Genomic DNA, 13,249 nt, shown 5'->3' on the forward strand with positions numbered 1-13,249 from the left:
CGAGACGACTCGCCGGTGGGGCACGTCCGGTGGATCAGGCCTGGGCCGGGACGTCCTTCGCGGGCGGGCCGTCGACACCGGCCTCCTTGCGCTGCTCGGCGGTGATGGGCGCAGGCGCCGCGGTGAGCGGGTCGAAGCCGCCGCCGGACTTCGGGAAGGCGATCACGTCGCGGATGGAGTCCGACCCCGCGAGCATCGCGCAGATGCGGTCCATGCCCACGGCGATGCCGCCGTGCGGCGGGGCGCCGTACTTGAACGCGTCGAGCAGGAAGCCGAACTTCTCCTGGGCCTCCTCCTCGCTGAGGCCCATGACGGCGAAGACCCGCTTCTGGACGTCCTCGCGGTGGATACGGATCGACCCGCCGCCGAGCTCGTTGCCGTTGCAGACGATGTCGTAGGCGTAGGCCAGCGCGCTGCCGGGGTCGGTGTCGAAGGTGTCGGCGAACTCCGGCTTCGGGCCGGTGAACGCGTGGTGCACCGCCGTCCAGGCACCCGCGCCCACGGCGACGTCGCCGCTGGCCACCGCGTCGGAGGCCGGCTCGAACATCGGGGCGTCGACGACCCAGGTGAAGGCGAAGGCGCTCTCGTCGATGAGGCCCCCGCGGCGGCCGATCTCGAGGCGGGCGGCGCCGAGGAGCGCCCGGCTGGGCTTGGGTGCGCCGGCGGCGAAGAAGATGCAGTCGCCGGGCGCGGCGCCGACGTGGGCGGCCAGGCCGGCCTTCTCCTCGTCGGTGATGTTCTTCGAGACCGGGCCGGTCAGCGAGCCGTCGTCCTGCACCAGCACGTAGGCCAGGCCCTTGGCGCCGCGCTGCTTGGCCCAGTCCTGCCAGGCGTCGAGCTTCTTGCGGGGCTGGCTCGCCCCGCCCGGCATGACCACGGCACCGACGTAGGGCGCCTGGAACACGCGGAACGGCGTGTCGGCGAAGTAGTCGGTGCACTCCACCAGCTCCAGGCCCATGCGCAGGTCGGGCTTGTCGGAGCCGTAGCGTCGCATCGCGTCGGCGTAGGTCATGCGCGGGATCGGTCGCGGGATGTCGACGTCGATGAGCTTCCACATGGCGGCCAGCACGTCCTCCATGAGGGCGATGACGTCCTCCTGGTCGACGAAGCTCATCTCGATGTCGAGCTGGGTGAACTCCGGCTGGCGGTCGGCGCGGAAGTCCTCGTCGCGGTAGCAGCGCGCGATCTGGAAGTAGCGCTCCATGCCGGCGACCATGAGCAGCTGCTTGAACAGCTGCGGGCTCTGCGGCAGGGCGTACCAGCTGCCGGGCTGCAGGCGGGCGGGCACCAGGAAGTCGCGGGCGCCCTCGGGGGTGCTGCGGGTCAGGGTCGGGGTCTCGACCTCGACGAAGCCCTGCGCGTCGAGCACGTCGCGGGCGGCCTTGTTGACCTTGCTGCGCAGGCGCAGGGCGGCGGCGGGGCCGGCGCGGCGCAGGTCGAGGTAGCGGTGGCGCAGTCGCGCCTCCTCCCCCACGTCACCCGAGCCGTGGCCGGTGTCGTCGATGGGGAACGGCAGCGGGGCCGCGGCGTTGAGCACCTCGAGGTCGGAGACGATGACCTCGATCTCGCCGGTCGGCAGACCGGGGTTGGCGTTGCCCTCGGGGCGGGTGGCGACCTCGCCGGTCACCTTGAGGCAGAACTCGCTGCGCAGGCTGTGGGCGACGTCCTCGTCGCGCACGACGACCTGGACCACGCCGCTGGCCTCGCGCAGGTCGAGGAAGGCCACGCCGCCGTGATCGCGTCGACGGGCCACCCACCCGGCGAGGGTGACGGTCTGGCCGACGTGCTCGGCGCGCAGGGCGCCGGCGTCATGGGTGCGGATCACTTCGTCATCTCCTGTGGGTCGTGCGAGGTCACCTGCGGTCGCAGGTCCTCGTGGGGCGGGGTCCAGGCGGCGGGGTCGGCCGTCACCTGCTCCCCGGATCGGATGTCCTTGACCTCGTGGCCGCCCTCGGCGGTGGTGAACCACACGAAGGGGATGCCACGGCGCTCGGCGTAGCGGATCTGCTTTCCGAACTTCTGCGGACTGGGCGAGACCTCGCAGGCGACGTCGCGTGCACGCAGGGCGTCGGCGACGGCCTCGCTCGCGGCACGCGCCTCCGGCGCGTCGTCGACCAGCGCCACCAGCACGGCGCTGGGCACCGAGCGGTCGGCCACCAGCCCGGTGCGCGAGATCAACGGCACCAGCACCCGACTGACGCCCAGCGAGATGCCCACACCGGGGTAGGTGGTGCGGCCGTCGGTGGCCAGGGCGTCGTAGCGACCGCCGGAGCAGATCGAGCCGAGCGCCTCGTGCCCGCGCATGCGGGTCTCGAAGACCGTGCCGGTGTAGTAGTCGAGGCCGCGCGCGATCCTCAGGTCGGCGACCACCTCGACGCGGGGGCCGACCAGGCCCGCGCAGCCCTCGACGACGGCCGCCAGCTCGGTGAGACCCTCCTCCAGCAGCGGGTGCTCGACACCGAGGTCGCGCACCTGCTGCACGAAGGAGGTGTCGGTGCTGGAGATCTCGGCGATGGCCAGGCAGCGACGGGCGAGGTCTGCGTCGAGCCCGCCCTCGACGAGCAGGGCGGCCACGGCCTCGGGCGACTGCTTGTCGAGCTTGTCGACCGCCGTCATCGCCGGGGCGGGGTCGTCGAGGCCCAGGCCGAGGAAGTAGCCCTCGAGGAGCTTGCGGTTGTTGACCTGGAGCCGGAAGCCGGGCAGGAAGTCGATGCGGCGCAGCGCGTCGAGCATCACCCGGGCCACCTCGACGTCGTGGTGGAACGACAGCGTGTCGCGCCCGACCACGTCGATGTCGGCCTGCGTGAACTCGCGGTAGCGGCCGTCCTGGGGGCGCTCGCCGCGCCACACCTTCTGCACCTGGTAGCGGCGGAAGGGGAACTCCAGCCTCCCGGCGTTCTCGACGACGTAGCGCGCGAACGGCACGGTGAGGTCGAAGTGGAGGCCCAGGCCGGCGTCCTTGCCGCCCTCCTGCTCCTGCAGGCGGCGCAGCACGTAGACCTCCTTGGAGGTCTCGCCCTTGGTCAGCAGCTGGTCGAGGGGCTCCACCGCGCGGGTCTCGATGCCGGCGAAGCCGTGCAGCTCGAAGACGTGGCGCAGGGTGTCGACCACCTGCTGCTCGACGACGCGCTGGGCAGGCAGCAGCTCGGGGAACCCGCTGAGCGGGCGGATCTTGGTGTTCATCGGCTCTAGAGACCTCGGGTGACGCGGGCCGGGCCGTCGGTGTCGCCGTCGGCCAGGTCCAGCAGGTAGGGGTTGGTGGCGCGCTCGCGCCCGATGGAGGTCTGCTCGCCGTGACCGGGGAGCACGACCACGTCGTCGGCCAGGGGCAGCACCTTGCTGGCGAGGCTGCGCAGCATGGTCGGGTGGTCGCCGCCGGGCAGGTCGGTGCGACCGATGGAGCCCGCGAAGAGCAGGTCGCCGGAGAACATCACCTCGGAGACGTCGGGCTGCCCCGCCGCGGCGGCGTACGGCGTGCGGAAGGTGACCGACCCGGCGGTGTGGCCCGGGGTGTGGTCGACGACGAAGCGCAGGCCCGCGAGCTCGAGGTGCTGGTCGTCGGCGAGCTCGCGCACGTCGTCGGGCTCGGCCCACTCGTAGGACTGCCCGAGCAGCATCCGGCTGGTCTCGGGCGACATGCCGGCCATCGGGTCGCTCAGCAGGTGGCGGTCGGCCGGGTGGATCCAGGCCGTGGCGTCGTAGCCCCCGGCCACCGGGGCCACGCACCACATGTGGTCGAGGTGGCCGTGGGTGACGAGGACCGAGACCGGCTTGAGGCGGTGCTCGCGCACGACCTCGGCGACGCCGTCGGCGGCGTCCTTGCCGGGGTCGACCACGACGCACTCCGCCCCGGGCCCGGTGGCCACGACGTAGCAGTTCGTGCCCCAGGGGCCTGCGGGGAATCCGGCGATCAGCACGCCCTCACCCTAGCGAGGCTCCCGGGCCCTCGTCGCACCGGTTTGGCGGGCGCCTCGGCCCCCGCGGCCACGGTCTGACTAGCATGGGGCCTCGCGTCCACCGAGTGACCACCGAGTGACACCGAGACCGAGGGAACCGCAGTGACGAGCGAGCAGTGGGGCCGCGTCGACGACGACGGCACCGTCTACGTGAAGACCGCCGACGGGGAGCGCTCCGTGGGGCAGTACCCCGAGGGCACGCCCGAGGAGGCGCTGACCTTCTTCACCGAGCGCTTCGCCGCGCTGGCCTTCGAGGTGGAGCTGCTCGAGCAGCGCATCAAGTCGGGGGTGATGTCGCCCGAGGAGGCGACGGAGTCCCTCGGCAAGGTGCGTGCGCAGGTCACCGACGCCAACGCCGTCGGCGACCTCGCCTCCCTCGAGGCCAGGCTCGACGCGCTCGCCCCGGTGCTCGAGCAGCAGCGCGAGGCCCGGCGCGCCGAGAAGGCGCAGCGCTCCGCGGAGTCGAAGGCGGCCAAGGAGAAGCTGGTCGCGGAGGCCGAGAAGCTCGCCGAGGGCACCGACTGGCGCAACGGCGCCAACCGCCTGCGCGACCTGCTCGAGCAGTGGAAGGCGCTCCCCCGCATCGACCGCGCCTCCGACGACGCCCTGTGGCGCCGCTTCTCCACCGCCCGCACGGCCTACACCCGCCGCCGCAAGAGCCACTTCGCCGAGCAGAACGAGAAGCGCGAGTCGGCGCGCGTGGTCAAGGAGCGGCTGGCCACCGAGGCCGAGGCGCTCGCCGGCTCCACCGACTGGGGCCCGACGTCGGGCCGCTACCGCGACCTGATGCGCGACTGGAAGGCCGCCGGCCCCGCGCCCAAGGATGCCGACGACGCGCTGTGGAAGCGCTTCCGCGGCGCCCAGGACACCTTCTTCGGCGCGCGAGACGCCGCCAACGCCGCGCTCGACCAGGAGTTCGCCGGCAACGCCGTCGTCAAGGAGCAGATCCTCGTCGAGGCCGAGGCGCTCGTGCCGGTCACCGACCTCGACGCCGCCAAGCGCACCTTCCGCGACCTCGCCGACCGGTGGGACGCCGCCGGCAAGGTGCCGCGCGACCGGATGAAGGAGCTCGAGGGCCGCATGCGCGCGGTCGAGCAGGCCATCCGCGGGGTCGAGGACGACCAGTGGAAGCGCTCCGACCCCGAGAAGTCGGCCCGCGCCTCCGACATGGTCGCCAAGCTCGAGTCGGCCATCGCCCAGGTCGAGGCCGACCTGGAGAAGGCCCGCGAGAAGGGCGACCAGAAGAAGGTCGCCGACCTCGAGGACAACCTGGCCTCGCGCCGGCAGTTCCTCGACATGGCCCGCCGGGCCAGCGCCGACTTCTCCGGCTGACCTCGGTCGGCCCCGGCTGAGCGCCGCGGCCCTCGCGTCCTACTGACCGTTGGGACCTCTACCTGACCGTCATGACTGTCAGGTAGAGGTCTCAACGGTCAGTAAGAGGTCGACCGGCGCCGCGGCGCGGACTACTGGGTGACGCGGTAGGCGTCGAAGACGCCGGGGACGCCGCGCACGGCGCGCAGCACCGTGTCGAGGTGCTTGGTCTCGGCCATCTCGAAGGTGAACCGGCTCTTGGCCACGCGGTCGCGCGTGGTGGAGAGGTTGGCCGAGAGGATGTTCACGTGGGCGTCGGAGAGCGCCATCGTGATGTCGGAGAGCAGCCGGGCCCGGTCGAGGGCCTCGACCTGGATGTTGACCAGGAAGGTCGACTTGGAGTCCGGCGCCCACTCGACCTCGAGCAGCCGCTCGGGCTGCGACTGCAGCGAGCTGGCGTTGGTGCAGTCCTGGCGGTGGACCGAGACTCCCCCGCCCTTGGTGACGAAGCCGAGGATCGCGTCGGGCGGCACCGGCGTGCAGCACTTGGCGAGCTTGACCCAGACGTCGGGCGCGCCCTTGACCACCACGCCGGCGTCGCCAGCCCCGGCGACCTTGCTGCGACCGCGCCGGCCCGTGATCGTCACGGCCTCGGCGAGGTCCTCCTGCGCGCCCTCGCTGCCGCCGTGCAGGTCGATGACGCGGCGTACGACGGCCTGGGCCGAGAGGTTGCCCTCGCCGACCGCGGCGTAGAGCGCGGAGACGTCGCTGATCTTGAAGTGCTCGGCGGCCAGGGTGAGCGACTCGTGGGACAGCAGCCGCTTGAGGGGCAGCCCCTCCTTGCGCATCAGCTTGGCGATCTGCTCCTTGCCCTGCTCGATCGCCTCCTCGCGCCGCTCCTTGGTGAACCACTGGCGGATCTTGGAGCGGGCGCGCGGCGACTTCACGAAGGTCAGCCAGTCGCGCGAGGGCCCGGCGTTGACCGACTTGGAGGTGAAGACCTCCACGACGTCGCCGTTCTCCAGCGTCGACTCCAGCGGCACCAGCCGGCCGTTGACCCGCGCGCCGATGGTGTGGTGGCCGACCTCGGTGTGCACGGCGTAGGCGAAGTCGACGGGGGTGGCCCCCGAGGGCAGGGCGATCACGTCACCGCGCGGGGTGAACACGTAGGTCTCGGCGCGATTGATCTCGAAGCGCAGCGACTCCAGGAACTCGCCCGGGTCCTCGACCTCGCTCTGCCAGTCGAGCAGCTGGCGCACCCAGGTCATGTCGCCGCCGGTCTGGCCGGGCTCGGCGCGACGGTCGGTGTCGAGGCCGGCGCGGCCGTCCTCCTTGTACTTCCAGTGCGCGGCCACGCCGTACTCGGCGCGGCGGTGCTGGGAGAAGGTGCGGATCTGCATCTCGACGGGCTTGCCCTGCGGACCGATCACCGTGGTGTGCAGCGACTGGTACATGTTGAACTTCGGCATCGCGACGTAGTCCTTGAAGCGCCCCAGCACGGGGTTCCACCGGGAGTGCAGCACGCCGAGGACGGCGTAGCAGTCGCGGTCCTCCTCGACCAGCACGCGGATGCCGACCAGGTCGTAGATGTCGGAGAACTCCCGACCGCCCAGGATCATCTTCTGGTAGATCGAGTAGTAGTGCTTCGGGCGACCGGTGACCTTCGCCTTGACCTTCGCCTCGCGCAGGTCGGCCTCGACCTGGTTGATGACCTCGGCCATGAACTGGTCGCGCGAGGGCGCCCGCTCCGCGACCATCCGCACGATCTCGTCGTAGATCTTGGGGTGCAGGGTGGCGAACGCGAGGTCCTCCAGCTCCCACTTGATGGTGTTCATGCCCAGCCGGTGGGCCAGCGGGGCGTAGATGTCGAGGGTCTCGCGGGCCTTGCGCTCCTGGGTCTCCTGGCGCACGAAGCGCAGGGTGCGCATGTTGTGCAGCCGGTCGGCGAGCTTGATGACCAGCACCCGGATGTCGCGCGACATCGAGACGATCATCTTGCGGATGGTCTCGGCCTCGGCGGTCTCGCCGTAGCGGACCTTGTCGAGCTTGGTCACCCCGTCGACGAGAAGCGCGACCTCCTCGCCGAAGTCCTTGGTCAGCTGCTCGAGGGTGTAGTCGGTGTCCTCGACGGTGTCGTGCAGCAGGGCCGCGGCCAGCGTCGGCTCGGTCATGCCGATGCCCGCCAGGATGGTCGTCACCGCGAGCGGGTGGGTGATGTAGGGGTCGCCGCTCTTGCGCATCTGCGAGCCGTGGTGGTGCTCGGCGGTGGCGTAGGCCCGCTCGAGCAGCGCGAGGTCGGCCTTCGGGTGGTTGGCGCGTACGGCGCGGAACAGCGGGTCGAGCACGGGGTTGGTGCCGCTCTGGCCGCTGCGCGTGCCCATCCGGGCCAGCCGGGAGCGCATGCTGCGTGACGACGGCGCCTCGACCTGGCGGTGGTCGGCGACGCGGTCGGGGCGCCGCGGGGGCGTGCGGGTCGGCTGGCGCGGCGCGCCCGGGCGGTCGACCGGAGTGCCGGGCTCGACACGCGGCGCAGGGCCGGACGAGGACGGGGACGAGGCGGCGTCCGCCGCGGCGCCCGCGGAGGAGTCGGCGGGGCCGGGCGCACCGGACCCGGCCTGCGGGGCCGTGCGCTCCTCGGTCACCTGGTCAGTCTAGTCCGTGGCCGGGCCGGGTCAGACCGTCATCAGCGTGGTCACCGGCAGCTCGCCGAGCGCCTCGCGCCACGGCAGGAAGGACAGGTCCATCAGCACCGCCACACCGACGACGCTGCCGCCGCACTGCTCGACCAGCTGCTGGGTCGCGCGCGCCGTGCCGCCGGTGGCGAGCACGTCGTCGACGAGCAGGACGCGGTCGCCGGGGGCGATGGCGTCGCGGTGGATCTCCAGCGTGGCCTCGCCGTACTCCAGCGAGTAGGAGACGCCGTGGGTCTCACGGGGCAGCTTGCCCTCCTTGCGCACCGGGACGAAGCCGGCACCGAGGGACAGCGCCACCGGCGCGGCCAGGATGAAGCCCCGCGCCTCCATGCCGACGACCTTGTCCACCACGCTGTCGGCGCCCGAGCGCCCGGCCGAGGCCAGCGCGGCCACCACGGCGCTGAGGCCGTCGTGGTCGGCGAGCAACGGGGTGATGTCCTTGAACACCACGCCCGGCTCGGGGTAGTCGGCCACGTCGAGGATCAACCGGGCCAGGGCGTCACGGGCGGGGGCGAGCGGGTCCTCGCCGGGCGAGGTCACTTCTTGCCGCGCTTGGAGCGGGTCTGGCGCGAGGGCTGCTGCCGACCGGCGGCGCGGGAGTCGGCGACCGGACCCCGCGACGGGGGCACCACCCGACCGCGTCCCACCGCCTCCGAGGCCCGCGGGGGTGCGGTGCGCGGGGCGTTGCCGGCGATCTGCGGCCGGTCGCGGTCGACGACCGGGCGGTCGGCCGGGTCGGCGCCCGGCTCGTCCTCGACCGGCATGTCCTCGGCGAAGCTCGGCACGGTGGCGTAGGGGTCGGCCATGGCCCGGGCCCGGGCCTTGGCGCGCTTCTCCTCCAGCTTGACCTCGGTCTCCGAGGACTTCATGTGCACCAGCAGGCGGGGCGCCAGGAAGATCGAGGAGTAGACACCGACCGCCATGCCGACGAACTGCGAGAGCGCCAGGTCCTGCAGGGAGCTCGCGCCCAGCTGCACGGTGCTGACGTAGAGGATCGCGCCGATCGGGATGAGCGCGACGATCGCGGTGTTGATCGACCGGACCAGCGTCTGGTTGACCGCCAGGTTGGCGGCCTCGGCGTAGGTGTAGCGGGTGCGGCGCAGCTCGGCCGACGTCGTGTTCTCGCGGACCTTGTCGAAGACGACGACGGTGTCGTAGAGCGAGAAGCCGAGGATCGCCAGCAGACCGGTGACCGCCGACGGTGTCACGGGGAAGCCGGAGAGGGCGTAGATGCCGATCGTGATGGCGATGTCGTGGAAGAGCGCGACCAGCGCGGCCACCGACATCTTCCACTCGCGGAAGTAGGCCCAGATGAAGAGCACCACGAGGATGAGGAAGATGACCACGCCGAGCACGGCGCGCTGGGCGACCTGCTGGCCCCAGCTCGGGCCGATCTCGGTCTGGGAGATCGCGTCGCCCGACGCGCCGGTGACGTCGTCGATGATCTGCAGGATCGCGTCGTTGTCGGCGTTGGAGAGGTTCTCGGTCTGCACGATGAGCGCGTCGCGGCTCGAGGTCGTGACCGTGGGCGTGCCCGCGGCCTCGATCCCGGAGTCGGCGATCTCCTGGCGCAGCTCGTCGGCGGTGTCCTGGGTCGCGGAGCTCGCAGCGACGTCGACGTCGAACTGCGTGCCGCCGGTGAACTCCACGCCGAAGTTGAGGCCCTTGAGCAGCACGATGGCGATCGCCGCGGCCACCAGCAGCACCGAGACGAGGTACCAGGGGCCGCGCTTGTTGACGAAGTCGATCGACTTCCGACCGCCGTAGAGGTCGTTGCCGAGCCGTGAGAACGTGCCCATCAGGCCTTGCCTCCTGCCGTGGCCGGGACCCGGTCCATGCCCAGGGTCTCGGGGCTGAGGCCGGAGAGCCGACCGCCGCCGTTGAAGAACGAGTAGCGCGCGAGGTAGGACACCATCGGCTTGGTGAACCAGAACAGCACCGCGAGGTCGATCAGCGTCGAGAGGCCCAGCGCGAAGCCGAAGCCCTTCACGACGCCGGTCGCGAAGATGTAGAGGACCGCCGCGGAGAGCAGCGAGACGACGTTGGCGGCCAGCCGGGTGACCCGGGCGCGCTGCCAGCCCGACTCGACCGCGACCCGCATCGACTTGCCCTCCCGCATCTCGTCGCGGATGCGCTCGAAGAAGATGATGAAGGAGTCGGCGGTGACACCGACCGCGATGATGAGACCGGCGATGCCGGGCAGGGTCAGCGTGAAGCCCGCGCCGGCGCCCAGGAGCAGGACCATGGCGTAGGTGATGGCCGCCGCGACGGCGAGCGAGCCGACGACCACCAGGCCCAGGCCGCGGTAGTAGACCAGGCAGTAGAGCATCACCAGGAGCAGGCCGGCCGCGCCGGCGTAGATGCCGGCGCTGAGCTGGCTGCCCGCGAGCGAGGGGCCGATCGTCTCGACCGAGGTGTCACCGAAGGCGATCGGCAGCGAGCCGTACTTCAGGCTCGTGGCCAGGCTGTCGGCCTCCTCCTCGCCGAAGTCGCCGGTGATCTGGGCCTCGCCGTTGAGGATGGGGGTGTCGATGGTGGGCGCGGAGATCACGCCGCCGTCGAGCACGATGGCGAAGGGGCGCTCCTGGCCGGCCAGGGCCTGGGAGACCTCGCCGAAGGTGTCGGTGCCCTCGCCGTTGAACGACAGGGTGACCGCCCAGCCGACCTGGCCCTGCGGGATGCCCGCGGCGGCGTCGGTGAGGTCGGTGCCCTCGATGATCGAGCTCGACAGCAGGTAGGGGATGCCCTCGTCGTCGCAGGTGATGAGCGGCGTGGCCGGGTCGTCGGGCATGGCCTGGCCGGTGCCCTCGGCGGGGCACTGGTACGCCGTGAACGCCTCGGCGCACGCCGGGGTGGGGCTGTTGATCCAGGCCAGCGGGTCGGCCAGGGTCTCGTCGGCGGCGGCGGCCGCCAGGCAGCTGTCGATCGCGGCCTGGCCGCCGGCGGCGGCGCCCGGGCTGGCGCTGCCCGAGGGCGAGGCGCTGCCGGAGGGCTGGGCCGAGGGGCTGGTGCTCGCACCGTCGCCGGCCTGGCCGCTGGGCTGGTCGCTGGGGCTGGGCGAGGCCGTGCCGGAGGTGAACAGGTCACGCTGGGCGAAGCCGGGAGCGGGCCGGTTGTTGCCGCTCTGACCGGCGCCGTCCTGCTGGCCGCCCTGCTGGGTGCCGTCCTGCTGGCCACCCTGCTGGGTGCCGTCCTGCTGGCCACCCTGCTGGGTGCCGTCCTGCTGGCCGCCCTGCTGCCCACCCTGCTGGCCACCGGGACTGGTGGCGCCGGGCACCTGGGTGCCGGGGTCGGTGCTCACCTGGCCGGCCGCGCCGCAGGCGGTGCCGAGGAGCGGGGAGCACGCGACGAGACGGAAACGGAGCTGGGCGGTGCGCTGCACGGTCTCCTCGAGGTCGCTCTGGTCCTCGCCGGGGATCTCGACGGTGATGTTGCCGCTCGAGGTCGTGACCTCGCCCTCGGAGACGCCGGAGCCGTTGACGCGGTCGTCGATGATCTGGCGGGCCTCCTCGAGGTTCTCCTGCGAGGGGTCGCCGTCGGGGATCAGGACGATGCGCGTGCCGCCCTGGAGGTCCAGGCCCAGGGCCGGCTTCCAGGTGCCCGCCAGCGCGGTGAGCCCGTAGAGGATCGCCACGCCGAGGAAGAACACCACCAGGGTGCGGCCCGGACGGGTCGAGGGGCGCGCCACGTCAGCGCTCCTCGGTCTCGGTGCGGCCTTCGCCGAGAGCCGGCCCGTCGGTCGGGTCCTCGAGCGGGTCGTGGGCGGGGATGATCGAGCCGATCGCCCCGCGCACCACGCGGATCACGACGCCGTCGGCGATCTCGACCCCGACGTGCTCGTCGGTGATCTCGCGGACCTCGCCGAAGACGCCCGAGGTCAGCATCACCCGGTCGCCGACGGTGAGGGAGCCCTGCATCCGCACGAGCTCCTTCTGGCGCCGGGTCTGCGGCCGGATGATCAGCAGCCAGAACACCAGCGCGATCAGGATGATCGGCAGCAGGTTGACGAGCGTCGACACGACAAGACCTCTCGAGCAGGGAGTGGGTGCAGGGCCGCGGGACCCCGGAGGAGTCCCGGGGGCGACCGACGGCAAAGTGTAGCCGTGGCCCAGGCCACGTCGTGCACCACCGTGCCCGGCGGGGCGCGCACCGCCACACCCTCTCGGACCAGGTCGCGCGGGCCCGGCGGGTGGCGGCGTCGCGGCCACGCGGCGCGCGACCGCTCAGTCGTCGAAGAGCGCCGTGTCGGCGACCGCGGCGGGTGCGGCCAGGCCGAGGTGGTGCCAGGCCGCGCGGGTGGCGATGCGCCCGCGGGGGGTCCGGGCCAGGAAGCCGTTGCGCACCAGGAAGGGCTCGGCGACCTCCTCGACGGTCTCGCGCTCCTCCCCCACGGCCACGGCGAGGGTGGAGACCCCCACGGGGCCGCCGCCGAAGCGGCGGCACAGCGCGTCGAGCACGGCCCGGTCGAGCCGGTCGAGGCCGAGCTCGTCGACCTCGTAGAGGTCCAGCGCCGCGCGCGCCACGTCGAGGGTGACCACGCCGTCGGCGCGGACCTGCGCGAAGTCGCGCACCCGGCGCAGCAGGCGGTTGGCGATGCGCGGGGTGCCGCGCGAGCGCGAGGCGATCTCGCTGGAGCCGTCGGGGCGCAGCTCGACCCCGAGCAGGCCCGCCGAGCGGTGCACGATGCGGTCGAGCTCGTGGGGCTCGTAGTACTCGAGGTGGGCGGTGAAGCCGAAGCGGTCACGCAGCGGGCCGGGCAGCAGCCCGGCACGGGTGGTCGCTCCGACGAGGGTGAAGGGCGGGATCTCGAGCGGGATGGCGGTGGCGCCGGGCCCCTTGCCGATGACGACGTCGACGCGGAAGTCCTCCATCGCCATGTAGAGCATCTCCTCCGCCGGCCGCGACATCCGGTGGATCTCGTCGACGAAGAGGACCTCGCCCTCGTTCATCCCCGACAGGATCGCGGCCAGGTCGCCGGCGTGGGTGATGGCCGGGCCGCTGGTCAGGCGCAGCGGTGCCGTCATCTCGTGGGCGATGATCATGGCCAGCGTGGTCTTGCCGAGACCGGGCGGCCCCGACAGCAGCACGTGGTCGGGCGAGCGCCCGCGCATGCGCGCTGCCTCCAGCACCAGGCCCAGCTGGTCGCGCACCCGGGCCTGACCGACGACCTCGTCGAGGCTGCGCGGCCTCAGCGCGGCCTCGACCGCACGCTCGTCGCCCTCGGCCTCGGCGGCGGTCAGGGACCCGAAGTAGGCGTCCTCGGCGGCCGCGAGGTCCTCCTCGCGCACG

General features: G+C 72.4%; 10 protein-coding genes. 1 reads left to right on the forward strand and 9 read right to left on the reverse strand.

What is annotated here, in order from left to right:
- Nucleotides 1-34: 34 nt before the first annotated feature.
- From aspS to IR170_RS11500, 3 genes are read right to left on the reverse strand one after another with little or no spacing between them, the layout of a single operon-like run.
- Nucleotides 35-1,825, reverse strand: coding sequence for an aspartate--tRNA ligase (gene aspS / locus IR170_RS11490; protein WP_193664208.1), 1,791 nt, complete (start codon nt 1,823-1,825; stop codon nt 35-37).
- On the reverse strand, nt 1,822-3,183 hold the full coding sequence (gene hisS / locus IR170_RS11495) for a histidine--tRNA ligase (RefSeq protein WP_193664210.1): 1,362 nt from the start codon (nt 3,181-3,183) through the stop codon (nt 1,822-1,824). The genes aspS and hisS overlap by 4 nt, the downstream gene beginning before the upstream one ends.
- A 5-nt stretch (nt 3,184-3,188) precedes the next feature.
- The gene (locus tag IR170_RS11500) at nt 3,189-3,917 is read right to left on the reverse strand and encodes an MBL fold metallo-hydrolase (protein WP_056862766.1); all 729 of its coding nucleotides are present in this window, start codon (nt 3,915-3,917) and stop codon (nt 3,189-3,191) included.
- 141 nt (nt 3,918-4,058) lie between these two features.
- Between IR170_RS11500 and IR170_RS11505 the strand changes: the two genes are divergently transcribed.
- Nucleotides 4,059-5,288: a DUF349 domain-containing protein gene (locus IR170_RS11505; RefSeq protein ID WP_193664212.1), complete on the forward strand. Its 1,230-nt coding sequence runs from the start codon at nt 4,059-4,061 to the stop codon at nt 5,286-5,288.
- Nucleotides 5,289-5,419: 131 nt separating this feature from the next.
- Here IR170_RS11505 and IR170_RS11510 read toward each other — a convergent pair whose 3' ends face one another.
- From IR170_RS11510 to ruvB, 6 genes are all read right to left on the reverse strand, one after another.
- Nucleotides 5,420-7,669, reverse strand: coding sequence for a RelA/SpoT family protein (locus IR170_RS11510; RefSeq protein WP_056862989.1), 2,250 nt, complete (start codon nt 7,667-7,669; stop codon nt 5,420-5,422).
- 270 nt (nt 7,670-7,939) lie between these two features.
- Nucleotides 7,940-8,500, reverse strand: coding sequence for an adenine phosphoribosyltransferase (locus IR170_RS11515; RefSeq protein ID WP_056862764.1), 561 nt, complete (start codon nt 8,498-8,500; stop codon nt 7,940-7,942).
- A complete protein-coding gene (gene secF, locus IR170_RS11520) occupies nt 8,497-9,759 on the reverse strand; it encodes a protein translocase subunit SecF (RefSeq protein ID WP_056862763.1) in 1,263 nt (420 codons plus the stop codon). The genes IR170_RS11515 and secF overlap by 4 nt, the downstream gene beginning before the upstream one ends.
- Entirely contained in the window at nt 9,759-11,648 is a 1,890-nt protein-coding gene (gene secD, locus IR170_RS11525) for a protein translocase subunit SecD (RefSeq protein WP_193664217.1), read from the reverse strand. The genes secF and secD overlap by 1 nt, the downstream gene beginning before the upstream one ends.
- Before the next feature lies 1 nt (nt 11,649).
- Nucleotides 11,650-11,979, reverse strand: a complete 330-nt coding sequence (yajC, locus tag IR170_RS11530) for a preprotein translocase subunit YajC (RefSeq protein ID WP_193664219.1) — start codon at nt 11,977-11,979, stop codon at nt 11,650-11,652.
- A 204-nt stretch (nt 11,980-12,183) separates the two neighbouring features.
- Nucleotides 12,184-13,200, reverse strand: coding sequence for a Holliday junction branch migration DNA helicase RuvB (gene ruvB / locus IR170_RS11535; RefSeq protein ID WP_227489176.1), 1,017 nt, complete (start codon nt 13,198-13,200; stop codon nt 12,184-12,186).
- Between the last annotated feature and the right edge of the window lie 49 nt (nt 13,201-13,249).

This window comes from Nocardioides kribbensis (genome assembly GCF_015070375.1).
In the GTDB taxonomy this organism is placed as follows: Bacteria; Actinomycetota; Actinomycetes; order Propionibacteriales; family Nocardioidaceae; genus Nocardioides; species Nocardioides kribbensis.